The organism is Janthinobacterium sp. OK676, assembly GCF_900103595.1.
Classification (GTDB): Bacteria; Pseudomonadota; Gammaproteobacteria; order Burkholderiales; family Burkholderiaceae_D; genus Janthinobacterium.
Map to the genome: position 1 here is coordinate 172,252 of NZ_FNHA01000008.1, position 26,674 is coordinate 198,925.

The following is a 26,674-nucleotide window of genomic DNA, read 5'->3' on the forward strand; positions in this document are numbered from 1 at the left end:
ACTGACATGACCACCATGCATAACGACGACATTGACACCAACTTTCCCGCCACCTTCACCTGGGGCGTGGCCACCAGCGCCTACCAGATCGAGGGCGCCGCCGCCATCGACGGCCGCGGCCCCTCGATCTGGGATACCTTCAGCCACACGGACGGCAAGATCATCGACGGCAGCAATGGCGACGTGGCCTGCGACCACTATCACCGCTACGCGGAGGACGTGGAACTGATCGCCAGCCTGGGCGTGAACGCCTACCGCTTTTCCATGTCCTGGTCCCGCGTGCAGCCCACGGGTTCCGGCGCCTGGAACGAGGCCGGCTTCGATTTCTATGGGCGCCTGCTCGACGCCCTGGCCGCCAAGGGGCTTGACGCGCACCTGACCTTGTATCACTGGGACTTGCCGCAAGCCTTGCAGGACGAGGGCGGCTGGCTCAATCGCGCCACCTGCTACCACTTCGCCGCCTATGCGGCCGAGGTGGCGCGCCGCTTCGGCCACAAGGTCGCCAGCATCGCCACCCATAACGAACCGTGGTGCACGGCCGTGCTGGGCCACGGCACAGGCCAGTTCGCGCCCGGCATGGCCGACCCGGCCGCCGCCGTGCAAGTGTCGCACCATCTGCTGCTGTCGCACGGCCTGGCCATGCAGGCGATGCGCGCCGTCAATCCGCCCGCGAAACTGGGCATCGTGCTCAATCAATGGACGGCCACGCCGGCCACCGACAGCGCCCAGGACCGCGAACTGGCCGAACTCGAATATGCGCGCTCGGTGCAGTGGTATATGGACGCCATCTTCAAGGGCCGCTACCCGGCTTTGGCCCTGAAACACGTCGACGCTTCAGCTTTGGTCATCTTTGAAAACGATTTCATGGATATCAGGCAGCCCATCGATTTCCTCGGCGTGAACTACTACACACGCGCTTTCATGAGCGCCGAGACGCCGCCGCGCAAGCCCGAGTGCAAGCTCGGCGTCAACGACATGGGCTGGGAAACCTATCCGCAGGGCTTGACGGAACTGCTCGTCGGCCTGCACCGCGAATACCGGCTGCCGCCCGTCTACATCACGGAAAACGGCATGGCCGTGGCCGACAAGCCCGTCGACGGCAAGATCCACGACGCGCCGCGCATCGAGTACGTGCAGCTGCACCTGGACGCCTTGCGCGCCGTGATCGCGCAGGGCATCGACGTGCGCGGCTATTTCTACTGGAGCCTGATGGACAACTTCGAGTGGAACTCGGGCTACGCCAAGCGCTTCGGCATGCTGTACGTCGACTACGCCACGCAGCAGCGCAGCTTCAAGGACAGCGCCCTGTGGTACCGCGACTTCATCGCGGCCCAGCGCGCATCCCACGCCGCCGTCCTGGCCGAGGAGCACTGACATGGCCGCCATCTCCCTGCGCGGCATCCGCAAGACCTACGGCGACGGCCCGGAAATCGTCAAGGGCCTGGACCTCGATATCCATGACGGCGAATTCATGGTGTTCGTGGGACCGTCCGGCTGCGGCAAGTCGACCCTGCTGCGCATGATTGCGGGACTGGAAGACATCAGCGCGGGCCAGCTGCGCATCGGCGACCTGCTGGCCAACGACGTGGCGCCGGCCGAGCGGGGCATCGCCATGGTCTTCCAGAGCTACGCCCTGTATCCGCACATGACGGCGCGCGACAACATGGGTTTTGCCCTCAAGTTGGCGGGCAAGCCGGAAGCGGAAGTGCGCGCGGCCGTCGGCAAGGTAGCCGAGATTTTGCAGATCACGCACCTGCTCGAGCGCAAACCCAAGGCCCTGTCGGGCGGCGAGCGCCAGCGCGTGGCCATCGGCCGCTCCATCGTGCGCCAGCCCAAGGTGTTTTTGTTCGACGAGCCGCTGTCCAACCTCGACGCGTCCTTGCGCGTGCAGACGCGCATCGAGCTGGCCAAGCTGCACCAGGAACTGGGCACGACGATGATCTACGTGACGCACGACCAGGTCGAAGCCATGACCCTCGGTGACCGGGTTGCCGTCTTCCACGGCGGCCACCTGGAGCAGGTGGGCGCGCCGCTGGACCTGTACCGCCATCCGGCCAGCCAGTTCGTGGCCGGCTTCATCGGCGCGCTGCGCATGAACTTTTTGCCGTGCGCCGCCGTCCCCGCGCTGGCCAGCCAGCTTGGCGGCGAGGCCGGCATGCTGGTCGGCATACGCCCCGAGCACCTGCGTCTGGTGCCGCGTCACGAAGGCTACGGCGCCACGGTGACCCTGATCGAGCAGCTGGGCGACGCGCAAATCATTCACGCGACGCTCGACGGCAGTTCGCACGCGGTGGCCATCAAGCTGCACGGCGAGGCGCGCCACAGTCTGGCGCAGGGCAGCGCCATCGGCTTTGCGCCGGAAGAAGGCCATGCCTTTCTATTCGACACGGCCGGTCGCGCCGTGGCTACCCATTGACCCCGCACGGAGGCGACATGACTTCAGATTGACACCCAAAAAATGTGCAGCAATAGCCAAAGAGCTATGTGATCATCAATCAACCAGCGGTACAGGAGACAACAACAATGCAACAGCTCAAACGCAATACCATCGCCCTCAGCCTGGCGCATGCGACCTTCGCCCAGTTCATCTTGCTGGGCAGCGGCGCCGCCATGGCCCAGGAGGCTGCAGCCACGGACGCGGCAAAGCCGGCCGCCGAGCAGATGGACCGCATCGTCGTCACGGCCACGCGCCGCAATACCTTCGTGCAGGAGACGCCGCTGGCCGTCACCGCCTTCAACCAGGACACCCTGCAAAACAACCAGGTTAAGGATCTGGCCTCGCTGGCGACCATGGTGCCCAGCCTCGTCGTCGAGCAGCATGGCGACTCGGGCGGCGTGCACGTCTACATGCGCGGCGTCGGTTCGGCCAACCACACGGAGCTGGGCGACCCGGCCGTCGCCTTCTACGTCGATGGCGTGTATTCGCCGCGTCCGCAGGGCGCCACGGCGCTGATGTATGACCTGTCGCACGTCGAGGTGGCGCGCGGACCGCAGGGCACCCTGAACGGCCGCAATTCGACGGCCGGCGCCGTCAACCTCGTCTCCGCCGCGCCGAGCACGGCCAAGTTCATGGGCTCGGCCGGCATCACGGTGGGCGACTACCGCCATCTGCAGACGCAGGGCATGATCAATATCCCGTTTTCCGACGACGTGGCGCTGCGCATCGCCGCCATCAAGGATAGCCACGACGGCACGGTGGATTTCCGCCGCGGCTCGAACGTCATGCCGGGTACTGCCAAGTATGGCGCCGGCGACCAGATGGGCGTGCGCGCCTCGCTGCTGTGGAAGTTCACGCCGCAGCTGCGCGGTACCTTCATCGCCGACTACTTCCTCGACCAGGGCGCCGGCAACGTCTACCTGGCGGCCGAACCGAAACCCGGTGAAAAACTGCGCTCGGCCCTGATCGATACGTCAGGCACCCTGGACCAGTCGATTCTGACCTATAAGGGCAAGCTCAATTACAAGCCGACGGACGCGCTGGACTTCACGTACCTGGGCAGCTGGAGCCGCTACAAGCGCCAGAACAGCAACGACTCCGATGCGGGCCTGTTCCCCGGCTTCAAGTCGGAAAACCGCACGGACTGGGCGCAGTTCGACAGCTATTCGCACGAGCTGCAGGCCCGCTCGGATGACGACGCGCCGTTCCAGTGGGTGGCCGGCCTGTTCCTGTTCAATGAAAAGAACAAGGTGCGCTTCGATATCGACCGCAGCCAGATTTCGCAGGCGGCCGTGCAGCAGGATATCGCCAACGGCGCCGTGATCTTCGTGCAGCCGACCGTGGGCCAGTACGCGTCCTCGATGTCCTTCATCCAGGGCGACCGCCAGCTCAAATCGAAAGCCGTGTTCGGCCAGGTCAGCCAGCAAGTGACGGACCAGATCAAGCTGACGGCCGGCGCGCGCTACACGAAAGACCATAAATTCGATATCGGCGGCAAGAACTGGGCATGCCCGAACTGGCCGGCCAACACGCCGCTGGGCACCACGGTCCTCACTGCGGACCAGCTGCGCCAGCTCGTCACGCCGGGCACGGGCCTGGCCAACACGCACAATATCGGCCCGGGCGGCGCCATCACGGCCGCCACCTGCGGCAATACGCCGGGCGACAATACGGCCGACCTGAAATACGGCCAGGCCACCTGGCTGGGCCGCATCGAGTACAAGCTGCGCCCCGACATCCTGCTGTTCGGTTCCGTGACGACGGGCTTCCATTCGCCGGCCATCGGCGACGGCGGCGCCACCACCAAGCCGGAAAAACTGACCAGCTATGAAATCGGCTTCAAGTCGGACTTGCTGAACCGCGAACTGACCTTGAACCTCGACGCGTTTTTGATGAAGTACAAGGACAAGCTCGAGTCGCAGGTGGTCAACAGCGTGCTGGCCAACTTCAACGCGGCCGGCGCCACCGTCAAGGGCCTGGAAGCGGAATGGGTGTGGCGGCCAACGAAGGTCGACCGCCTGACGGGCAACGCCACCTGGCTCAAAGCCGTGTATGACGATTTTCTCTCGTGCGACGTCGATGCGGCGCGCGCGAATGGGCAGTCCTGCGGTTCGACGGCGCCACTGGTGAACGTGGGCGGCAGCACCATGAAGCATGCGCCGAAGTTTTCCACCACCGTGCAGTACGAGCATGATTTCACGGTCGCCGGCGGCCAGCTCACGCCGCGCGCTTCGGTGCACTATGAAACCATGTCGTACGTGGGGGCGGGCGCGTTCAACGGCGACGTGCCGGGCCACGCCGGCGTCAAGCGCCAGGAAGCCTACACGACCCTGGACCTGAGCCTGCGCTTCCAGCCGGCCAACAAGGCCTACACGGTCGAAGCGTTCGTGCAGAACGCCACGGACAAGGCCGTCAAGCTGGACGTCAATGAAATCTGCACGGACGTGGGCATGCCATGCCAGCCGACGCAGCAGATCTACGGCGCCTTCTACAACGCGCCGCGCACGTTTGGCGCGCGCGTGTCGATGAAGTTCTAAGTCAGGTAGTGTGAAAGAGCAGTTGCGGTAGCAGTCCACTCAGTAGGGAAGGTGTTGGGCCGGGGTTCTTCCCCGGCCTTTTTTATTCCAACGCTTATTCCAGGCTGGCTTGCACGCTGGCGATGCCGACCTGCGCGCTGCCTTCGGCCAGGCGCACGTTGACGTTCTGGCGCGCCTGCAGCTGCGCCGGCGAGCGCACGATATTCCCTTTTTCATCGCGCAGGATGGCGTAGCCGCGTTCCAGCGTGCGTTGGGGATTGAGCAGTTCCAGCTGCGCCGCCAGGCCGTCGAGGCGGTGGCGCCGCTGGCCCAGCTGCTGCGCCATGGCCGCGCCGCTGCGCCGCTGGGCTTCCAGCAGCCGCGCGCGCGATGCCGTGACGTCGGGCCGCAGGTTGGCCCAGCGCGAGCGCAGGCGTTCGAGCGCGTACTGCGACTGGTTCAGGGGCGCGCGCGCCGCATGCGTCATGGCCGTCGACAGGGCCAGCAGCTGCAAGCGCTGCTTCCGCAGCTGCGCTGTCGGGTTGAGCAGGCGGCGGCTGTGGCGGTCCAGCGTTTGCGCCGCGTCGTCGAGGCTGCGGCGCATGGCGCGGCGCAAATCGGCCGCATCGGCGCGCAGGGACGCCATCCAGTCGGCGCGCGGCGTGGCCGCCAGTTCGGCCGCCGCCGTCGGCGTGGCCGCGCGCAGGTCGGCCGCGAAGTCGGCGATGGTGAAATCCGTCTCGTGTCCCACGCCGCTGATCACGGGCATGGAACAGTCGGCAATCGCATGGGCCACGGCTTCATCGTTGAACGACCACAGGTCTTCGATGCTGCCGCCGCCACGGCACACGAGCAGCACGTCGCACTCGGCCCTTGTCGATGCCGTGCGGATGGCGTGCGCGATCTTTTCCGGCGCCTGCTGTCCCTGCACGGGTGTCGGGTACAGGATGATGTTGACGTGCGGCGCGCGGCGCTTGAGCGCGATCAGCACGTCGCGCAGGGCGGCCGCCTGCGGGCTGGTGACGATGCCGATGCTGCGCGCGAACATGGGGATGGCGCGCTTGCGCTCCTGGTCGAACAGGCCCTGCGCGGCCAGCTTTTCCTTCAGGCGCTGGAATGCTTCGTACAGTGCGCCCACGCCGGCGCGGCGGATGGCTTCCACGTTGATCTGGTAATCGCCGCGCGCGCCGTACAGGGTGACGAGCGCGCGCACTTCGACCTTGTCGCCTTCGCGCGGCGTGAAGCCCGCGTACTGGGCGCGGCCGCGGAACATCACGGCACGGACCTGGGCGCCATCGTCCTTCAAGGTGAAGTACCAGTGGCCGGAAGCGGCGCGCGTGAAGTTGGAAATCTCGCCGGCGATCCAGGTCAGGGGGAACGAGCGCTCGAGCAGGCGCGCGACGGCCTGGTTCAGGGCGCTGACGGTCAGCACGGGCGGGGCGGCAAAGCCGCTGTCAGTGGGGTTGTCGGTCATCATAAAGCTGGGAGCGGGAAGGGAACTGTCCACATATTATCGGCGAGGTCATGCTTATGTCATATATCGCGCAAAACAACAAGTTCTATTTCTAAGTAATTGATTTCATGACGAATTCCCGTATGCCTGATTTGCGTGCACAGGGAAAAAATCCTTTAATATCAAGCACATCAGTGTAGCCCCTGCCACTTACGCACAAAGTTATCCACAGAAAGTGTGCGGAACTTTTTGCCTTGGACAAACATGACACGGCTGGACCTGATCGAGCGATAAAAGTGCCTTGCTACATTTTTGCGCACGGAAATAAAGTACATAGGAATCAAGCGCTTAGTATGCCATGAATGGCCTTGCGCACAATCTTATCCACAAAAAATGTGCAGAACTCTGGCGCGGCACCGGATTTATCCACTGCAAGGCATATTGCATGGCTTGCCTTAATTTTGCGCAGCATAAAAATAGCCATATAAATCAAGGGGGTAGCATCGAACCGTACGCCTTGCTCACAATCTTATCCACAGAATGTGTGCAAAACCGCATAAACCGTTTCGTCTTTTATCGTGTTTTTCCACCGCGCGATCAGCTTGATTTGCTGCCTCATTTTTCAGCATGAAAAAAAAGTCCTTTAAAATCAATGCTCTTGCATGGAGTCAATCGGCTTGCTCACAATCTTATCCACACTTTATGTGTGGAACTGCGCTGGCGCTGGAAAACTGCAGTTTTGAAGTGGAATCGGACCGTGAAAAACACGCTTTTCAGCCATTGCCACATTTTTATGCATGGTAATAAAAACGATATAAATCAATGTACTTGGCGCGTATCCGTACGCTTGCGCACAATCTTGTCCACAGATTGTGTGCAGAACTTTGACGGCCAGTCTGACGCCGATTGCGCGCCTGCTGCCACTTTTTTACGCATCGATTTAATCTCCTTTAAAATCAATGGCTTGATTACATTCCTCGGCTTTGCGCACAATCTTGTCCACAGTAAATGTGCAGAACTCTTCAAGTATTAACTTATTGACATTGACTACTATCGATAAGCTGCTATGCCTGTATTTTGCGCAGTATCATAATCTCCATGTAAATCAATCACTTGCATGCTGGACTTCATGCTTGCTCACAATCTTATCCACACAAAGTGTGCAAAACTGTGCCCCCGCCAGCACGCTGGGGACATGCAGGCGCCTCTTGCCGCCGGCGCGGCAACGCGCTACATTGCGCCATTCCTGCGCGCACGTACAATCGGTCTTCGGCGCTCGGTACAATACAGGCTGTTCTGGCGCTCCATCGCCTTCCCTTTACCAGGAGTTTCTTTTGCTCGCTATATTTCAAGCCGCTGGCTGGCCCATCTGGCTGTTGTTGATCGCTTCCATCGTCGCCCTGGCCCTGATCATCGAGCGCCTGCTGTATTTGCGGCGCGGAAAAATCCTGCCCCGCAAGCTGTTCGATGAAGTGGTGCAGGTGTATCGCAGCGGCAAGATCACGCCGGACACGGTGGCCAAGCTGGAAGACAATTCGCCGCTGGGCGTGGTGCTGGCCGCCGCCCTGCGCAATGTCGACGCGCCGCGCGAGGTGATGAAGGAATCGATCGAAGAGGCAGGCAGCGGCGTGGCCCACACGCTGGAACGTTTCCTGACGACCCTGGGCACCATCGCCACCCTGGCGCCGCTGATGGGTCTGTTCGGCACGGTGGTGGGCATGATTGAAATCTTCGGCTCGCAAAACGCCAGCGGCTCCAATCCGGCCCAGCTGGCGCACGGTATTTCGGTGGCCCTGTACAACACGGGTTTCGGCCTGGCCATCGCCATGCCGACCCTCGTTTTCTACCGCCACTTCCGCGCCCTCGTCGACAGCTTCGTCATCGACATGGAGCAGCAAGCCGTCAAGTTCGTCGACATCGTCCACAGTGGCCGCAAATGAACTTCCGCAAAGGCAAGGGGCGTGAAGACCCCGAAATCAACCTGATCCCGTTCATCGACGTGTTGCTGGTGATCCTGATCTTCCTCATGGTCAGCACCACCTACAGCAAGTTTACGGAGCTGCAGATCACCTTGCCGACGGCCGACGCCGAGCAGGCGAAAGAGAAGCCGCAGCAGATCGACGTCACCATCGACGCCAAGGGCAACTACACGGTCAACCGCGAGCCCGTTTCGTTCCGCGACGTGGCAGGCCTGGCCGACGCCCTGCAAAACGCGGCAAAGGCGGCCAACGGCGGCAAGGCGCCCGCGCAGACGCCCGTGGTGGTGGTCAACGCCGACCAGTTCGCCATGCACCAGATGGTCATCCACGTCATGGAAGCGGCGCGCCTGGCCGGCTATGAAAAGCTGACGTTCGCGGCGCAGGCGGGGGGCAAGTAGGTCGGCTTAGCCGGCACGGCGTAAGCCGACAAAGCCGCAGCCGAGCATGTCGGATTACGCTGCGCCTGGCGGCGCAGCTAATCCGACCTACCCCCAATTTTAAGTCTTCCCCCATGCCCACATCCTCCCCCGCCAAGCTTGAAACCACATTGACCCGCGCCTGGCTGACGCGCGGCCCGCTGGCGTGCGCGCTGTGGCCCGTGTCGCTGGTGTTCGGTGCTTTGAGCCGTATCAGGCGCTGCCTGTACCAGGCAAACATTTTGAAATCCGAACGCCTGCCCGTGCCCGTCGTTGTCGTCGGCAATATTTTCATTGGCGGCACGGGCAAGACGCCGCTGACGATCTGGCTGGTGCAAGCCTTGCGCGACGCGGGCATGCGCCCGGGCGTGATTTCGCGCGGCCATGGCAGCGCCGACCGTTCGCCGCGCGCCGTCACCGCCGCTTCCACGCCGCAGCAGGTGGGCGACGAGCCGCTGCTGATCTTCCAGCGCGGCGGCTGTCCCGTGATGGTGGGACGCGACCGCGCGCAAGCGGGCAGGGCGCTGCTGGCAGCGCACCCCGACGTCGACGTGCTGGTCACGGACGACGGCTTGCAGCATTACGCCTTGCGGCGCGACGTGGAAATCGTGCTGTTCGACGGCCGCGGCGCGGGCAATGGCTGGCTGTTGCCGGCGGGGCCTTTGCGCGAATCGCCGCGCCGCCGGCGCGACGTGACGGTGATCAATGCGCCCGGGCTGGCGCCGGCGCTGGTGGCCAGTGTCGCGCCGCAGGGCGGGCTGGTGGTGCAGATGCTGCTGGCCGGCGGCGTGGCCGAACGCCTGGCGGACCGCGGCGACAGCATGCCGCTTGCAACCCTGGCGGCCAGCGGCCAGCGCATCGTGGCGGCGGCCGGCATCGGCAACCCGCAGCGCTTCTTTGCCATGCTGCGCGGCGCCGGACTGGACTTCATGGAACTGCCCCTGCCCGACCATCACGACTTCCTCGACCAGCCATTTGCCGCGCTCGACACGGATGTGATCTTGATCACCGAGAAGGATGCAGTAAAATGTGCGCAAATTGAATATCTCAAAGACGACCCGAGACTGTGGGTCGTCCCCGTCAGTGCGCGCATCGATAGCGCGCTGGCCCAACAAATTGTGGAGAAATGTCGTGGACGCTCGACTGCTTGATATCCTGGTCTGCCCTGTTTGCAAGGGTCCGCTTGAACACGATAAGAAGGCGCAGGAACTGATTTGCCGCGCCGACCGCCTCGCCTATCCTATCCGCGATGGCATCCCCATCATGTGGGCGGACGAAGCGCGCACCCTGCAAGACGCAGTGGAATAACGATGGCGTTCATCGTCATCATCCCGGCCCGCCTGGCCTCGACGCGCCTGCCGGGCAAGCCGCTGGCCGACCTGGGCGGCAAGCCCATGGTGGTGCGCGTGGCCGAGCAGGCAACCCTGTCGGGCGCCGCGCGCGTCATCGTCGCCACCGACCATGAAGACATCCGCGCCGCCTGCGCCGCGCATGGCGTGGAAGCGTGCATGACGCGCAGCGACCATCCGTCGGGCACGGACCGCATCGCCGAAGTGGCGCGCACGCTCGCCTTGCCGCCGGACGCCGTCGTCGTCAACCTGCAGGGCGACGAACCCTTGATCGATCCGTCCCTGCTGGCCGCCTGCGCCGCGCAGATCAGCGCCGCCGTCCCCATGGCCACGTGTGCCCATCCGCTGCACGACGTGGTCGATGCCTTCAACCCGAACGTCGTCAAAGTCGTGCTGGACAAGAACGGCCGCGCCTTGTATTTCTCGCGCGCGACGATTCCGTGGCACCGCGACGGCTTTGCGCAGTCGAAAGACAGCCTGCCGGCCGGCTACGTGCCGCTGCGCCATATCGGCCTGTATGCCTACAGCAATGCGTTCCTGCAAACGTATCCCGGCCTGTCCGCGTCGCCGCTGGAAGCGATCGAGGCGTTGGAGCAGTTGCGCGTCTTGTGGCATGGCTATGCCATCGCCGTGCACGTGACCGATAGTGCGCCGGCCGCCGGTGTCGACACGCCGGAAGATCTCGCACGCGTGCAGGCCCATTACCGCGCCCTGTAAGCGCTACCCGCAAAACGGCAGGCGTGCAAATAAAATTTTGCGCGCCTGCAGCAAAAACCACATTTTGAAACGTCTGCTTCGATAATTGCTGGCTTTGATCAATCAGGGCATAGCAATTCGACAGCAAACTGGCGTTCCGGGGATTTTTTGTGGTAAGTTTCGTAGGGAAAGATAGCCATAGCAACATCATCTAAAAATAATTACACATACCACCATCCAAAATCTGTTTTTTAGGAACTTTTCAATGCGTCTGATACTTTTAGGAGCACCCGGTGCCGGCAAGGGCACCCAAGCTAACTTCATCAAAGAAAAATACAATATTCCACAAATCTCCACGGGCGACATGCTGCGCGCGGCGATCAAGGAAGGCACGGAACTGGGCCTGGCAGCGAAAAAAGTCATGGATGCGGGCGGCCTCGTGTCGGACGACATCATGATCGGCCTGGTCAAGAACCGCCTGCAGGAAGCCGATTGCGCCAATGGCTACCTGTTCGACGGCTTCCCGCGCACCATCGCGCAAGCGGACGCCATGAAGGATGCCGGCATCAATGTCGACTACGTGCTGGAAATCGACGTGCCCGATGAGTCCATCATCGAGCGCATGGATGGCCGCCGCAGCCACCCGGGTTCGGGCCGCGTCTACCACGTCAAATTCAATCCGCCCAAGGTCGACGGTATCGACGACATCACGGGCGAGCCGCTGATCCAGCGCGACGACGACAAGGCGGAAACGGTCAAGAAGCGCCTGGACGTGTACCACAACCAGACCAAGGTCTTGCTCGGTTACTATAATGACTGGGCCAAGTCGGGCCTGCCGGGCGCGCCGAAATACCGCCGCATCGCCGGCGTGGGTCCGGTCGAGCAAATCCGCGACAGCGCATTTGCCGCCCTGGCGGAATAAGCAGTATTTGAAAAGCGGACCTGAGTGTCCGCTTTTTTTGTGCCCGCGCTTGAGGGCGCCGTGTCGTTTTCGTGGTTCAGTTTTTTTGCAGGTCGTGTTTTCCTGGCTGCGCGTGCCTACCCGGTGCGGTCTGCAGCTGTTGGCAATGACGTCGGATAAAAACAGAAGGGGACGATATGGCAGCCAGTCTGTGGTTTGCGGTAGCCTGCGGCGTGGTCGCAGTCATTTACGGTTTGGTGTCGCGCAGCTGGATCCTGCGCCAGGATCCCGGCAACGCGCGCATGCAGGAAATCGCGCTGGCCATCCAGCAGGGCGCGGCCGCCTATCTGGCGCGCCAGTACCGCACCATCGCCATCGTCGGCGTGGCGCTGCTGATCGCCATCTATCTGCTGCTCGGCCTGCATACGGCGCTGGGTTTTCTGATCGGCGCCGTGCTGTCGGGCGCCTGCGGCTTCATCGGCATGAATGTCTCCGTGCGGGCCAATGTGCGCACGGCGCAGGCGGCCACCCTGGGCATCAACCAGGCCCTGAACGTGGCCTTCAAGGGCGGGGCGATCACGGGCATGCTGGTCGTCGGCCTGGGCCTGCTGGGCGTGACCCTGTTCTACTGGCTGCTGGTGACGACGGGCGCGCCGGGCCTGACCCAGCATGACCTGATCAAGCCGTTGATCGGCCTGGCCTTCGGCGCCTCGCTCATTTCCATCTTCGCGCGGCTGGGCGGCGGCATCTTCACCAAGGGCGCCGACGTGGGCGCGGACCTGGTGGGAAAGGTCGAAGCGGGCATCCCCGAAGACGATCCGCGCAACCCGGCCGTCATCGCCGACAACGTGGGCGACAACGTGGGCGACTGCGCCGGCATGGCGGCCGACCTGTTCGAAACCTATGTCGTGACCCTGATCGCCACCATGCTGCTGGGCGCGCTGCTGATGGCCGAGGCCAGCGGCATGGCCATCATCTATCCGCTGCTGCTGGGCGCCGTGTCCATCCTAGCCTCCATCGTCGGCTGCTCGATGGTCAAGACGGCGCCCGGCAAGAAGATCATGTCGGCCCTGTACACGGGCCTGTGGTGGGCGGCCGGCCTGTCCCTGGTCGGCTTTGCCGTCGTCACGTGGCTGCTGTGGCCCGACGACGCCATGCGCTACAAGATGCTGGGCGCGACCGTCGTCGGCATCGTCCTCACGGGGCTGATGGTGTACATCACCGAGTACTACACGGGCACGGACTTCAAGCCCGTGCGCCACATCGCCGAAGCGTCGACGACGGGCCACGGCACCAACATCATCGCCGGCCTGGGCGTGTCGATGAAGTCCACGGCCTATCCGGTGCTGGCCGTCTGCATCGCCATCCTCGTCTCGTATCAATTGGCGGGCCTGTACGGCATCGCCATCGCGGCGACCTCCATGCTGTCGATGGCCGGCATCATCGTCGCCCTCGACGCGTATGGTCCCATCACGGACAACGCGGGCGGCATCGCGGAAATGTCGGGCTTGCCCGACTCCGTGCGCGCCATTACCGACCCGCTCGACGCCGTCGGGAACACGACCAAGGCCGTCACCAAGGGCTATGCCATCGGCTCGGCGGGCCTGGCCGCGCTGGTGCTGTTTGCCGACTACACGCATGCGCTCGAATCCGTGGGCCAGCACATCACGTTTGACTTGTCGAATCCCATGGTCATCGTGGGCCTGTTCATCGGCGGGCTGATACCGTATCTGTTCGGCGCCATGGCGATGGAAGCCGTGGGCCGCGCGGCCGGCGCCGTGGTGGTCGAGGTGCGCCGGCAGTTCCGCGACATCAAGGGCATCATGGAAGGCACGGCGCGGCCCGAATACGACAAGGCCGTCGACATGCTGACGGCGTCGGCCATCCGCGAAATGATAGCTCCCTCCTTGCTGCCCGTGGTGGTGCCCGTCGTCGTGGGCATGCTGCTGGGGCCTGCGGCCCTGGGCGGCCTCCTGATGGGCACCATCGTGACGGGCCTGTTCGTCGCCATTTCCATGACCACGGGCGGCGGCGCCTGGGACAACGCGAAGAAATACATCGAGGATGGCCATTTCGGCGGCAAGGGGTCCGATGCGCACAAGGCGGCCGTCACGGGCGACACGGTGGGCGACCCGTACAAGGACACGGCCGGTCCGGCAGTGAACCCCCTGATCAAGATCATCAATATCGTGGCCCTGCTGCTGGTGCCGCTGCTGCCGGCCACGGGCTGGCTGGCGGTCAAGGCGCCGGCCCCGATCCACGCGCCCGTACCGCCCATCCTGGCACCGGCCACACCCGTGCAAAGCTTGCCGGCGCAATAAACTGGTCACTCCCTGCAGCCCCGTGGCCCGCGCCGCGGGGCTGTTTGCATTTGTATGGGCGCGACTCCCGGCTGGCCTTGTTCCCGGCGTCTAAAAGGTGAGCAATTGTTACGGCAGCTTGGCTTGCGCCGCCCGTTTGCCAATAATGGAGAAAGGATAATGAACGCCTTGCACGGCAGGAGGATGTCATGGACAGCAAGCACAAAAGACGTGGCCTATGGCTGGCGCTGCTGGTAGCGGGCCTGGTGCTGGCAGGCGATGCCTGGGCCACGCCCGGTGGCCATGGCGGCCACGGTCATTTTCACGGCCGGGTGCATGGCGGCGCGTGGGTTGGCCATGGATGGCACCATGGCCACGGACCACGCTGGTATGGCAATCCCTGGCATGGCTATCCCCGTGTTGACTACTACGGCGGCACGGTCATCGTGCCGCCGCCCGTGTATCCGGAACCGGATGTGTGGTATTACTGCGCGCGGCCACGCGGGTACTACCCGTACGTGGCGCGCTGCATGACACCCTGGCGCGCCGTGGTGCCGGCCAGCGTGCCCTGAACGTCAGAAGCGCGACGTCAGGCCGACGAACATGCGCCGTCCCGGCACGTAATAGTCGACCAGTCCATCGGCCAGCGGGCCTTTCTTGAACAGGTTTTCCACGCCGCCGCGCACGGTCCATTGTGGCGTGACCTTGTACGACACGACCGTGTCGACGATGGTGTAGGCCTTGTTGGCCGCCTGGCCCGCGTCGAGTTCCTTGCCCGTGTACTGGGCCGATACTTCGCCGAACAGCTGGTCGTTGACTTGCCAGCCCAGCGCCGAGTACCACGACAGCTTCGGCGTCGACAGCAGGTTGGCGCCCGTCGTCAGGTTTTTCGCTTCCGCCATGTAGGTGACGTTGTTACGCCAGTTCAGGTTTTTCGTCAGCGGGACGGTGGCCGTCGCTTCCACGCCGCTGGTGCGCGCTTTCTGGATATTCGTCATCTTCGTCCACCACTGCTTCTGGTAAAAACCCAGCGGCGCGTAGTCGATCTTGTTCTTGAAATTTGTGTGGAAGTACGTCACGCCCACGTCCCAGCCATTCTGTTCCCACGCCACGCCGATCTCGCCGGCCGTGCTCGTTTCCGGCTTCAAGTCCGCATTGCCGGCCATGTAGCAGCCGCCCGTGATGTAGCCCAGCGGTTTGAGGCTGCCGCAACCGCGTCCGCCCGACTGCGTGGCCGCCGCCGGCGAGTTTTCCTTCAGGTTCGGGGCGCGGAAGCCTTGCGACACGCCGCCCTTGATGGTCCAGGCGGGGGCAGGGTGGTACACGAGGTACAGGCGCGGGCTGTAGTGGTTGCCGAACTTGCCGTGGTGGTCGAGGCGCAGGCCGGCCGTGGCCGTCAGGTTCTCGCGCAGGAACAGCTGGTCTTCCGCGAACAGGGCCGACGTGGTGCCGGACAGGGTGGCGCCGCTGACGGGGTTGCCCAGGTAATCGGTAGGGATGGTGCCGATGGTGTCCGTATTCGTCAGTTCCTGGTGTTTCCACTGGCCGCCCATCACCAGCATCTGTTCGATGCCGCCCCAGCCGACGCGTTTTTCCAGGCTGGCGTCCAGCGTGCTGTCCTTGGATTTGGCCACTGTGCCGACGACTTCGTTGTCGAAATCGTTGTGGTACAGGTTGATCATGGCCTTGCCGAAATCCCAGCGGCCTTCATAGCCGATGCTGGCGCTCTTGCGTATCAGCTTGCTCGCGCCCCAGGCGCCGAACAGCGGGTAGCCGTCCGCATCGAGTGTGGTCGAATCCGTCGATTGCTGCTTGCCGTAGCTGGCGTCCAGCGTCAGGTTCTGTTTCTTGTCCAGCGCCCAGCTCAGCTGGCCCGTGACCGTCTGGTTGCGTTCGCCGCCGATGCCACCCGATTTGCCGATGGCTTTTTCATCGGGATTCTGGCGCGTCTGGCCCACGCCCAGGCGCATGCCGACCGTGTCCGACAAGGGGCCGGCCACGTTCACGCCCAGCTGGTGCGCCGTGCCGCGGCCGCTGTCCTGCGGCTGCGTGTAGTTGGCCGTGGCCGAGCCGTTCCACTTGCCCGGCACCTTGCGCGTGATGATGTTGATCACGCCGCCCATGGCGTCCGAGCCGTACAGCGAGGACATGGGGCCGCGCACCACTTCGATGCGCTCGATCATGTCGGGCGAAATCCAGTTCAGGTCCTGGCGGCCCAGGTCGGGACGGTAAGCCGTGTCGGCCGAGCTGCCCACGCGCTTGCCGTCGACGAGGATCAAGGTGTATTTGTCGGGCAGGCCGCGCAGCTTGATCTTCGATTCCTCGCCCACGGGGCTGGTGCCGCCCGTCACGCCGGGGATGCGGCGCAGCAGGGTGTTGAGGTCGTACACGGGCTGGCGCTCGATTTCCTCGCGCGTGATGACGCTGATGCTGGCCGGCGCATCCTTGATGTCGATGGCCGTGCCCGATGCGGTGACGACCACCGTGTTCATGGTCGGGTCGGCGGCCGCATTGCCTTCGGCCCAGGCGCTGCTGACGGCCAAGGAGAGCAGGCAGGGCAGGAGCAGGGCGGCGGAATGCATGGAGCGGGCGGGAACGACGACGGGGGCTGCGAGGGGGGCGAAGGCGGGACTGCGCTGTGTCATGGTGAGCTTTCCGGGTATTGTTATTTCCTGGCTGCCTTCCGGGTGGCTCGGGTATGAATGATTGAAAATGCAATAAACTGCGCTCCCATTCTGCTAATTAGAATAAGAATCGTTCTTATTGTAATGCCGTCCTGGCAAGAAGGAAAGTGCTGAAAGGAAATAAAACACTGTTGCAGCATGTGCACGGCAGCTACAAGCGTGAGAAATTGTTACGCGCGCTGGTATCTGTCACGGCGTGTGCCAATAATGAACGCCATGAGATCGATGCTTGGAGAGGCGGCATGAAGATGATGAAAAAAGCGATACCGGCGCTGGCCTGCGCCATGCTGCTCGCTGGCGGCCATGCCTGGTCGCAGGAGCCGCCGGCGCCCGCCGAATCCTTGCCTGAACCTTTGCCCGTATGCCGGCTCGACCCGCGTGACAGCGGCAAGCTGCTAGAGGAACCATGCCGACCGGCGCCGCCCGTGCGGCCGCGCCGTTCCGTGGCGCAGGTGATCGGCCGCATGCCGGCGCAAGTTACACCTCCCGTCGTGCCCATGGCGCCCCTGCCGCCCAGTCCGGCCGTGCCCATGCCCCGCGCGCCGCAGCCGATCGGCGCTTGCGACACGGGCGGCTGCCGCGACGCGTCGGGCGCACGCTACAACGGCGCGGGCAACGCCACGCTCGATGCCAATGGCCGCATCTGTCACCGCAATGGCGTTTTCATCCAGTGTTTTTAGTCCTGCCGTAGGCTGGTGTTACAAGTTTTCGCGCGGTGCGCTCAAAAATGGCTACAATTGTCGCCGACATTACGTTTACGTAAACGTAATGATGGCATCATGTGCCATGCAACCATCAGGCGCCGGGAACATGGCCCTTATTACTCAGGATACTCAGGAGATTTCATGCAGATTCAGAACAATGTATTCATCATCACGGGCGGCGCATCGGGCCTGGGCGCGGCCACGGCGCGCATGCTGACGGCGGCGGGCGGCAAGGTCGTGCTGGCCGACGTGCAGACGGAGGCGGGCCAGGCGCTGGCCGCGGAACTGAACGGCGTGTTCGTGCAATGCGACGTGACGTCGGAAGAAGACGGCATGGCCGTGGTGGCGGCAGCGGCCAAACTCGGCACCTTGCGCGGCCTGGTCAACTGCGCCGGCGTGGCGCCCGCCGTGAAAACCGTGGGCAAGGATGGCCCGCATCCGCTGGCCCTGTTCCAGAAAGTCGTCAACATCAACCTGGTGGGCACCTTCAATATGTGCCGCCTGGCGGCCGACGCCATGGCCAAGCAGGATGCGACTGCCGAAGGCGAGCGCGGCATCATCATCAACACGGCTTCCGTGGCGGCCTACGATGGCCAGATCGGCCAGGCTGCCTACGCGTCGTCGAAGGCGGCCGTGGTGGGACTGACCCTGCCGATGGCGCGCGACCTGTCGCGCAACGGCATCCGCGTGATGACGGTGGCGCCCGGTATTTTCGAAACGCCGATGCTGCTGGGCATGCCGGCCGAAGTGCAGGATGCGCTGGGCAAGATGGTGCCGTTTCCATCGCGCCTGGGCAAGCCCGGCGAATACGCGCAGCTGGTGAAAGCCATCGTGGAAAACGTCATGCTCAATGGCGAAACGATTCGTCTCGACGGCGCCATCCGCATGCAGCCGAAGTAAGCCCTCGGCCAGGGTGCAGCGCCGTGGCCGGCATTTGAGGTAGCATACCCGGGTATCTTTACCGGAGTAAGCATGATCACATTGAAGCCGCTGGCGCTGAGCCTGACCTTGCTGGGAGCCCTCGCTGCCAGTCCCGTATTTGCAGAGGCGCCGCAGAAGGCGCCGGAAATCGCCACCGCGTATGCGGAAAAATCGGGCTGGGCGGCGCAGAAATTCATGGTGGCCGCCGCCAATCCGCTGGCCGCCGATGCGGGCTACCAGATGCTGAAAAAGGGCGGCAGCGCCATCGACGCGGCCATCGCCACGCAACTGGTGCTGACCCTGGTCGAGCCACAATCGTCGGGCATCGGCGGTGGCGCATTCCTGCTGTACTCCACGGCCAAGGGCGTGCAGGCGTTCGACGGACGCGAAACGGCGCCGGCCGCCGCCGATGAACACCTGTTCCAGAATCCGGACGGCAGCCCCGTCTCGCGCGCCACGGGCGTGGTGGGAGGACGTTCCGTGGGCGCCCCGGGCGTGCTGCGCATGCTGGAACTGGCGCACAAGGAACACGGCAAGCTGCCGTGGGCGACCCTGTTCGCTCCCGCCATCAAGCTGGCGCACGGCGGTTTTCCCGTCAGCCAGCGCCTCAACGGCCTGCTGAACTGGGACCAGGCCTTGAAGCGCGACCCTGTCGCCGCCGCGTATTTCTATGACAAAGAGGGCAAGGCCTGGCCCGTCGGCCACGTGCTGAAAAATCCGCAACTGGCGCGCACCCTGCGCGAGATCGCCCGTGGCGGCGCCGACGCCTTTTATAACGGCCGCATCGCGCGCGACATCGCCGCCAAGGTGGCGTCGCATCCGACCAATCCCGGCAAGCTGACGGCGGCCGACATCGCCGGTTACCGGGCCAAGGTACGCGAGCCCGTCTGCAACGATTACAAGGCCTGGACCGTGTGCGGCATGCCGCCGCCATCGTCGGGCGGCATCGCCATCGCGCAGATGCTGGGCATCCTGGAAGTGAAGGATATCCGCCCGTATGCGCCCGTCGACGGCGTGCTCGATGCGCAAGCGATCCACCTGTTCTCGGAAGCGGGGCGCCTGGCCTACGCGGACCGCAACCGCTACGTGGCCGACACGGACTTCGTGCCGCTGCCCGGCAATGGCGTCGCCTCGATGCTCGACAAAACCTACCTGGCGCAGCGCGCTTCCCTGATCGGCGACAAATCCATGGGCCGGGCCTTGCCCGGCACGCCGCCCGGCATGCAGGTGGCGTGGGGCATGGACAACGCCTTGCAGCGCCCGTCGACGTCGCACCTGGTGGCCGTCGACGCTTTTGGCGGCGGTCTGTCGATGACCACGAGCGTGGAAGACGCGTTCGGCTCGCGCCAGATGGTCGACGGCTTCCTGCTGAATAACCAGCTGACGGATTTCTCGTTCGATTCGCGCGATGCGGACGGCCCGATCGCCAACCGGGTCGAAGCGGGCAAGCGTCCGCGCAGCGCCATGTCACCCACCCTCGTGTTCGAGAAGGGCACGCACAAGCTGGTGCTGGCCACGGGTTCGCCCGGCGGCTCGTCCATCATCAACTATGTCGCCAAGGTCCTGGTCGGCACCATGGATTGGGGCTTGAACGTGCAGCAGGCGATCAACCTGCCGAACTTCGGCAGCCGCAACGGCCCGACGGAACTGGAAAAGGGCCGCGCGCCGGCAGCGCAAGTCGAGGCGCTGCAGGCCATGGGCCACGAAGTGCGCGTGATCGAGCAGAACTCGGGCTTGCAGGGCATCATGCGCCTGAATGCGCATGGCAAGGATTTCTGGTTTGGGGGGGCGGATCCACGGCGTGAAGGCATGGTTCGGGGCGATTAGGGGGCACCGGACCAAACCTACTGCGCGTCGGTATAGGCGGCCTGCGATGCTCACCGTACTAGAGTACGGTTGCGCTTCTTAGCCGCCTCTCCCTTCCGCTCGCTACGGTTTTGTCCGGCGCCGTGCTGCCAACAATATACCTGCAGGAACTGGCGTCTACCTTCCAAACTTTTCCACAAAGCATCCAGACCCTGCTAATCTGCCGGCATGGGAATGCAAAATAAAACAGGCTTGATACTCACGGGAGGAGGCGCCCGTGCCGCCTATCAGGTGGGTGTGCTGCAGGCGATTTCGGCGATTCTGTGGGAAGCGGGCTGGGCGCCGGCGCGCAACCCGTTCGACATCATCTGCGGCACCTCGGCCGGAGCCATCAACGCCACGGCGCTGGCCTGCCGGGCCGATAACTTCGGCGAAGGCGTGCAAAAGCTGCTCGATGTCTGGCAGCACATCGAAGTCGAGCAAGTGTACCGCGCCGATTCGCTGGGCGTGATCCGTTCGGGCGCGCGCTGGCTGTCCCTGCTGTCGTTCGGCTGGCTGCTGCGCCAGTGGCATGCGTCGCCGCCCAGTTCCCTGCTCGACAATACCCCGCTGGTCAGCCTGCTGCACCGCATGCTCGACTTGCCGCGCCTGGACGCGGCCCTGGCCGACGGCCTGCTGCATGCGCTGGCCGTGACGGCGTCGTCGTATTCGGGCAGCCGCCACATGACGTTTTACCAGACGGCCGAGGACATCGCGCCCTGGGTGCGCACGCAGCGCCTGGCGCTGCCGGACCAGATCGGCGTGGAGCACTTGCTGGCCTCGGCCGCCATCCCCTTCATCTTCCCCGCCGTGCCCCTGTACGTGGGCGGCCAGCGCGAGTACTGCGGCGACGGTTCCATGCGCCAGCTGGCGCCGATTTCGCCGGCCATCCACCTGGGCGCGAACAAGGTGCTGGTGGTGGGGGCGGGGCGCATGACGGAGCCGGCGCCGGCCGCGTCCGAAGCGGCGCGCTACCCGAGCCTGGCGCAGATCGCCGGCCACGCGCTGTCGTCGATCTTCCTCGACGGCCTGGCCGTCGACATCGAACGCCTGAACCGCATCAACCTGACCCTGTCGATGCTGCCGCCCGAGTTGCTGGGCAAGACGGCGCTGAAACCGGTGGAATTGCTGGTCATCGCGCCGTCCGAGCGGCTCGACGCCATCGCCAGCCGGCATATCGGCAGTTTGCCGCGTCCCATCCGCACCATGCTGTCGGGCATCGGCGCGGCCGAAGCGCGCGGTGCGGCGCTGGCATCGTATTTATTGTTCGAATCGACGTATACTAACGAGCTGATCCGTCTTGGACAGCGCGATACGCAAGCCCGCAAGGACGATGTACTGGCGTTCTTTGGTTCCTGAGACGGCCCTTGGAGCGGCGTGCGGGTTTTTCGCGTTTTTTTTGACAGGACGATTGTGCGGGTATTTCGACGTGTTTGCGATGTTGCCTTACTATTAATTCTGCTGGTGGGTGGCTCGGCCGTGGCGGGGCCTGCGCCCACCCTGCGTTTCGACCAGCTCAGCGTCGACCAGGGCCTGGCGCAGGAATCGGTGCTGGCCATCGCCCAGGACCGGCAGGGCTATATGTGGTTCGGCAGCCAGTCTGGCCTGAGCCGCTACGACGGCTACCGCATGGTCGTCTACAAGAATATCGAAGGTGACAAGACCAGCCTGGCCGACAACTGGGTGGGCGAACTGCACGTCGATGGCCAGGGCCAGCTGTGGGTGGGCACGGACAATGGCCTGGACCGTTTCGACGCCGCCAGCCAGACCTTCATCCATTACGGCCCCGCCGAAAAGAGCAAGCGCGGCAACGGCAACCGGCATATCCACGCCATTCTCGACGATGGCGCGCGCGGCTTCTGGATCGCCACCTCGGACGGCTTGCAGCATTTCGACCCCGCCACGGGCCACTTCCGCACCTGGCACCATGAAGAAGGCAACCCGCACAGCCTGGGCGACAATGAAATCAAGGCGCTGGCGCTGGACGCGCAACAGCGTTTGTGGATAGGCACGGTAACGGGCCTGGACATGCTGGCGCCGGGCAGCGAGCGCTTCGAGCATTTCGCCGTCGATGCGGCGCCCGGTTCGAAGTACAACGTGATCCAGTCGCTGCTGATCGACCGCCAGCAGAACCTGTGGATCGGCACCATGGCCGGGGCCGAGCGCTGGCGCCTGGGCGCCGCCGGCCAGCCGCCGCAATCGAGAGTGCGCTTCGGCGAGAAACATGGCTTCTCCGCCATCCGCGTGGCCAGCCTGTACCAGGATGTCGACGCCACCGTCTGGCTGGGCAGCAATGCCGATGGCCTGTTCCGCTGGCTGCCCGAAAGCGGCACCTTCCTGCAATACCGCCACCAGACGGGCGACAAGTTCAGCGTCGCCGACAACCAGCTGTCATCCTTGTACCGCGACCGCGCCGGCACCTTCTGGGTCGGCTCCTGGTACAACGGCGTGAGCCGTGTCGACCTGGGCAGCGGCGGCTTTTCGCGCATGGCGCGCGCGCCCGGCGACGTGGGCGCGCTGGCCGACAAGAAAGTGCGCGCCGTGGCCGACGCGGGCAATGGCAAGCTGTGGCTGGCCACCAAGGGCGGCCTGAAACTGTACGACACGCGCGACGGCAGCTCGCGCCTGTTCGACCTGCGCAGCGCGCCCGGCATGTCGCGCGACGAGCAAGTCACGACCCTGTACAAGGCGCCGGACGGCGTGCTGTGGGTGGGCGGCTCGACGGGCTTGCACCGCTTCGATCCGGCCCTGGAACGCTTCTTCACCATGCGCTTTGCCGCCGGCGACCCGAATAGCGACACCATCCGCAATATCGTCAGCGACCGCAGCGGCATGCTGTGGGTCTCGACGCGGGGCGGCGTGCACCGCTTCGAGCCGGCCAGCAAGCGGTTTATCACCTACCGCCACGATCCGGCCGACCCGAACAGCCTGTCCGACAACATGGTGCGGCCCGTGCTGGAAGACGGCAAGGGACAGCTGTGGATAGGTTCCTTCCACGGCCTGGACTTGCTGGACCGCGCCAGCGGCCGCTTCCGGCATTTCCGCCACGACCCGCAAAACCCGCAGAGCCTCAGTCACGACGAGGTGCATTTCCTGCACGAGGACAAGCGCGGCGTGCTGTGGGTGGGCACGGCCAATGGCTTGAACCGCATGGACGTCGACGCAAAAGGCGAGATCCGCTTCCGGCGTTTCCTGCGCAAGGATGGCATGGCCGACGACGCCGTCGCCAGCATCCTCGGCGACGACAACGAGCAGCTGTGGCTGAGCACGAATAGCGGCATCACGCGGCTCGACATGCGCAGTGGCCTGTTTCGCAACTACGACAGCGCCGACGGCACGGTGGAAGGCTCGTACTTCGATGGCGCGGCCCTGCGCGCATCGGACGGCACCATGTATTTCGGCGGCTTCAACGGCATGACGGCGTTCGTGCCGCAGGATATCCACGACAACCGCGTGCCGCCGCTGGTGGCCGTCACGGAACTGCAGATCTTCAACAAGCCGGTGGGCATCGGCCGCGGCGAGTTCGCGCACGTGCTCAAGACGGCCATCGACCACACGCGCAAGCTGGTGCTGACCAGCCGCGAAAGCGTCTTTTCGCTGGAATTCGCGGCCCTGCATTTCGCCGCGCCCCAGCGCAATATGTTCGCCTACCGGCTCGAAGGCTTCGACCAGGACTGGGTCATGACGGATGCGGGGCGGCGCTTTGCCACCTACACCAACCTCGATGCGGGCAACTATGTGTTTCGCGTCAAGGCGGCCAACAAGGACGGCGTGTGGAACGAGAGCGGCGCCACCCTGGCCATCACGATCTTGCCGCCGTTCTGGAAAACCTGGTGGTTCCGCACCCTGATGGCGGCGTTGCTGCTGGGCGCCGTGTACGGCGCCTACCGCCAGCGCGTGCGCGCGTTGCGGCGCCAGCAGAACGAATTGGAAAAACTGGTCGGCGAACGCACGGCGGAGCTGCAGAGCAAGGAAATCGAAGTGCTGGCCCAGTCGGAAAAGCTGGCGCAAGTAAACAGCAGCCTGACGAAAAACGAGGAAAGCCTGCGCCAGGCCAAACGCAAGGCCGAGGATGCGACGCGCCAGAAGTCGGAATTTTTGGCCAATATGAGCCACGAGATGCGCACGCCGCTCGCTGGCGTGATCGGCATGCTGGGCTTTGCCCTGCGCGACGAGCAGCTGCACGACGCCACGCGCGAGCAAATCCTGCGCGGCCAGGCCAATGCCCAGTCGCTGCTGGTGATCATCAACGACTTGCTCGACTTTTCCAAGATCGAAGCGGGCAAGCTGAGTATTGAAAACATCGATTTCGCGCTCGGCGCGGCCATCGAGACGGTCGTGGCCCTGTTCGAGGAACAGGCGGCCGCGCGCAGCATCGGCTTTTCCATCGATTTCGCGCCCGACCTGCCCCCATTCGTGGTGGGCGACCCGACCCGCTTGCGCCAGGTGCTGGTCAACCTCGTCGGCAATGCCTTCAAGTTCACCCAGCGCGGCGGCGTGAGCGTTTGCGTCGAGCGGGCCGGCGTGGCCAGCGGCAGGGGCGGGCGCAAGGTCAACCTGATCCGCTTCAGTGTCAGTGACAGCGGCATCGGCATCGATGCGGAAGCGATGGCGCGCCTGTTCCAGAAATTCGAACAGGCCGACGCCAGCACCACGCGGCGCTACGGCGGCACGGGGCTGGGCCTGGCCATCTGCCGCCAGCTGGTCGAACTGATGGATGGCGAGATCGAAGTGACCAGCACGCCGGGGCAGGGCAGCACGTTTGCTTTCACCTTGCCGCTGGCCGACGGCGTGGCGCCGCCGCTGGTGCCGCAGGTGGCGCTGGCGCCGCACAGCCACCAGCTGCGCGTGCTGTGCGCGGAAGACTTCCCCACCAACCAGATCATCATCCGCGTCATGCTCGAAGAGCTGGGGCATCGGGTCGACGTGGTCGCCAATGGCATGCTGGCCGTGGCCGCCTGCGTGCATACGCGCTATGACCTGATCCTGATGGACGGGCGCATGCCGGAGATGGATGGCGCCACGGCGACGCGATTGATCCGCGTGGGCGGCTGGCCGGACCAGCCCGTGCGCGACCAGGAATTGATGATCGTCGCCCTGACGGCGAACGCCAGCGAAGAGGACCGCAGCCGCTACCTGGGCGTCGGCATGGACGATTTCCTCAGCAAGCCGGTGGACGAGACGGCGCTGCATGGCTTGCTGGCGCGCGCCATCGAGCGCCAGCTGCAGCGCGGTTTCCTGTTGCCGCGCATGCCGCCGAATGAGCCACGCGGCGCTCCTCGCGGGCAGGCTGAACTCGACGCCCTGTTCGGCCTTGCGCCGGCAGGTCCCGCCTTCACGCCGTCCCAATCCATCCGCAGCGGTGAACTGCAGCGGCGCATCCGCGTCGCCTTCGTCTCCGACCTGGAAGGGCGCTTGCGCGAACTCGACGACGCCCTGGCGGCGCAGGACCGCGATAACGCCGGGCGCCTGCTGCACGGCTTGAAGGGCAGCGCCGCCTATCTCGATGAAACGCAGCTGCACATGCTGTGCACGGAAATGGAAGAGGCGGCGGATGGCGGGCGCTGGACGCAGGTGGCCCTGCATTTGCCGCAATTGCGCGCACTGTTGGCGCAAATAGCCGTTTCGGGCCAGGAAATGTAAAATAAGCAATTCCGGCTGTGTGGCGCGCCGCGAAACTGGGTAGAATACGGCCAGGGCCCTGACGCCGCCGGCAATGGAGAAAGCAATGAAAGTACTGGTGGTTGACGATGATGTCGTGTCGCGCATGGTGCTGATGCACCTGATCGACAGCTGCGGCGTGCACGATATCGTGGAAGCCGAGGATGGCGCGGCCGCGTGGGAACAGCTCGAAGGCGGCTTGCGTCCCTCGCTGTGCTTTTGCGACTTGCGCATGCCGCGCCTGTCCGGCATGGAGCTGCTGCAGAAGATCCGCTCTGACAGCGCGCTCGACGCCATGCCGCTCGTACTCGTCTCGTCGGCCAATGACCAGGACACGGTGCGCGACGCCGTGCAGGCCGGCGCCGCCGGCTACATCGTGAAACCCTTCCAGCCGGAACAGGTGCGCCAGCATATCGACGCCTGCTTTGACGTTTCCGCCTTGCCGGCCGAGGCGCCGCGCGACACCTTGCAGCGGCTGGGCATCGACAGCGAACGCCTGCTGGCGTATCTGACGGGTTTCCAGGGACAGATCGGCGCCGCCAGCGACCAGGTCGACGACTTGCTGGCGCGCGGCGAACCGGCCCAGGCACGCCAGCAGCTGGAACGGCTGCACCTCGGCTGCCGCACCCTGGGCTTGCACGGCGCGGAAGCGGGCATGAGCGCGCTGCTGCAGTCGGCGGTGCTCGACGGCGAGCAGATGCAAACGGCCCTGGCGGCGCTGGCGCGCAGCGTGGCACAGCAGGCGCGCTTGCTGCAGCAACAGGACAGAGACGACTGAATCTGCTGTTTTTCGCTTGCCGGAAAAATACTTT

Annotated in this window: 19 protein-coding genes; 17 read left to right on the plus strand and 2 right to left on the minus strand. The window is 64.4% G+C overall.

The features are described 5' to 3' along the window. The first annotated feature begins 6 nt into the window (after positions 1-6). The 3 genes from BLU39_RS17185 to BLU39_RS17195 all read left to right on the plus strand — a co-directional run bounded on the left by BLU39_RS17185 (position 7) and on the right by BLU39_RS17195 (position 4,974). Positions 7-1,374: a GH1 family beta-glucosidase gene (locus tag BLU39_RS17185; protein ID WP_092715061.1), complete on the plus strand. Its 1,368-nt coding sequence runs from the start codon at positions 7-9 to the stop codon at positions 1,372-1,374. Position 1,375: 1 nt separating this feature from the next. Continuing rightward, positions 1,376-2,416 (plus strand): ABC transporter ATP-binding protein, encoded by a 1,041-nt coding sequence (locus BLU39_RS17190; RefSeq protein ID WP_092715063.1) that lies wholly within the window; start codon positions 1,376-1,378, stop codon positions 2,414-2,416. Positions 2,417-2,523: 107 nt separating this feature from the next. Beyond that, positions 2,524-4,974, plus strand: coding sequence for a TonB-dependent receptor (locus tag BLU39_RS17195; RefSeq protein WP_092715066.1), 2,451 nt, complete (start codon positions 2,524-2,526; stop codon positions 4,972-4,974). A 94-nt stretch (positions 4,975-5,068) separates the two neighbouring features. Here BLU39_RS17195 and xseA read toward each other — a convergent pair whose 3' ends face one another. Then, positions 5,069-6,430: an exodeoxyribonuclease VII large subunit gene (xseA, locus tag BLU39_RS17200; RefSeq protein WP_092715068.1), complete on the minus strand. Its 1,362-nt coding sequence runs from the start codon at positions 6,428-6,430 to the stop codon at positions 5,069-5,071. A gap of 1,310 nt (positions 6,431-7,740) precedes the next feature. On the opposite strand from xseA, the gene BLU39_RS17205 reads away from it, so the two are divergent. The 8 genes from BLU39_RS17205 (at position 7,741) to BLU39_RS17240 (ending at position 14,619) form a co-directional block, all read left to right on the plus strand. After that, entirely contained in the window at positions 7,741-8,346 is a 606-nt protein-coding gene (locus tag BLU39_RS17205) for a MotA/TolQ/ExbB proton channel family protein (RefSeq protein ID WP_092715070.1), read from the plus strand. Then, a complete protein-coding gene (locus BLU39_RS17210) occupies positions 8,343-8,783 on the plus strand; it encodes an ExbD/TolR family protein (RefSeq protein WP_034751736.1) in 441 nt (146 codons plus the stop codon). The genes BLU39_RS17205 and BLU39_RS17210 overlap by 4 nt, the downstream gene beginning before the upstream one ends. A gap of 113 nt (positions 8,784-8,896) precedes the next feature. Next, positions 8,897-9,952: a tetraacyldisaccharide 4'-kinase gene (gene lpxK, locus BLU39_RS17215; protein WP_092715072.1), complete on the plus strand. Its 1,056-nt coding sequence runs from the start codon at positions 8,897-8,899 to the stop codon at positions 9,950-9,952. After that, positions 9,933-10,109, plus strand: coding sequence for a Trm112 family protein (locus tag BLU39_RS17220; protein ID WP_010395789.1), 177 nt, complete (start codon positions 9,933-9,935; stop codon positions 10,107-10,109). The genes lpxK and BLU39_RS17220 overlap by 20 nt, the downstream gene beginning before the upstream one ends. Positions 10,110-10,111: 2 nt before the next feature. After that, positions 10,112-10,867, plus strand: coding sequence for a 3-deoxy-manno-octulosonate cytidylyltransferase (kdsB, locus tag BLU39_RS17225; protein ID WP_092715074.1), 756 nt, complete (start codon positions 10,112-10,114; stop codon positions 10,865-10,867). 244 nt (positions 10,868-11,111) lie between these two features. Continuing rightward, positions 11,112-11,768, plus strand: a complete 657-nt coding sequence (gene adk, locus BLU39_RS17230) for an adenylate kinase (protein ID WP_092715077.1) — start codon at positions 11,112-11,114, stop codon at positions 11,766-11,768. Between the two features lie 176 nt (positions 11,769-11,944). Next, the gene (locus tag BLU39_RS17235; protein WP_092715079.1) at positions 11,945-14,068 is read left to right on the plus strand and encodes a sodium-translocating pyrophosphatase; all 2,124 of its coding nucleotides are present in this window, start codon (positions 11,945-11,947) and stop codon (positions 14,066-14,068) included. Positions 14,069-14,256: 188 nt separating this feature from the next. Further along, entirely contained in the window at positions 14,257-14,619 is a 363-nt protein-coding gene (locus BLU39_RS17240) for a hypothetical protein (protein ID WP_092715082.1), read from the plus strand. 3 nt (positions 14,620-14,622) lie between these two features. Here the strand turns inward: BLU39_RS17240 and BLU39_RS17245 are convergent, their stop codons facing one another. After that, positions 14,623-16,692, minus strand: coding sequence for a TonB-dependent receptor domain-containing protein (locus BLU39_RS17245; protein ID WP_092715084.1), 2,070 nt, complete (start codon positions 16,690-16,692; stop codon positions 14,623-14,625). 281 nt (positions 16,693-16,973) lie between these two features. On the opposite strand from BLU39_RS17245, the gene BLU39_RS17250 reads away from it, so the two are divergent. From BLU39_RS17250 to BLU39_RS17275, 6 genes are all read left to right on the plus strand, one after another. Then, positions 16,974-17,411: a hypothetical protein gene (locus tag BLU39_RS17250; protein WP_092715086.1), complete on the plus strand. Its 438-nt coding sequence runs from the start codon at positions 16,974-16,976 to the stop codon at positions 17,409-17,411. 165 nt (positions 17,412-17,576) lie between these two features. Continuing rightward, positions 17,577-18,335 carry a 3-hydroxyacyl-CoA dehydrogenase gene (locus tag BLU39_RS17255; RefSeq protein ID WP_092715088.1) on the plus strand — a complete coding sequence of 253 codons (759 nt, stop codon included), beginning with the start codon at positions 17,577-17,579 and terminating at the stop codon, positions 18,333-18,335. Between the two features lie 72 nt (positions 18,336-18,407). Further along, complete coding sequence (gene ggt, locus BLU39_RS17260; RefSeq protein WP_092715091.1) at positions 18,408-20,183, plus strand: gamma-glutamyltransferase; 1,776 nt, start codon at positions 18,408-18,410, stop codon at positions 20,181-20,183. A gap of 207 nt (positions 20,184-20,390) precedes the next feature. After that, positions 20,391-21,560: a patatin-like phospholipase family protein gene (locus BLU39_RS17265; protein WP_092715093.1), complete on the plus strand. Its 1,170-nt coding sequence runs from the start codon at positions 20,391-20,393 to the stop codon at positions 21,558-21,560. Positions 21,561-21,680: 120 nt separating this feature from the next. Next, entirely contained in the window at positions 21,681-25,844 is a 4,164-nt protein-coding gene (locus BLU39_RS17270) for a hybrid sensor histidine kinase/response regulator (protein WP_254788996.1), read from the plus strand. Between the two features lie 85 nt (positions 25,845-25,929). Next, positions 25,930-26,640: a response regulator gene (locus tag BLU39_RS17275; protein ID WP_092715097.1), complete on the plus strand. Its 711-nt coding sequence runs from the start codon at positions 25,930-25,932 to the stop codon at positions 26,638-26,640. Positions 26,641-26,674: the final 34 nt, after the last annotated feature.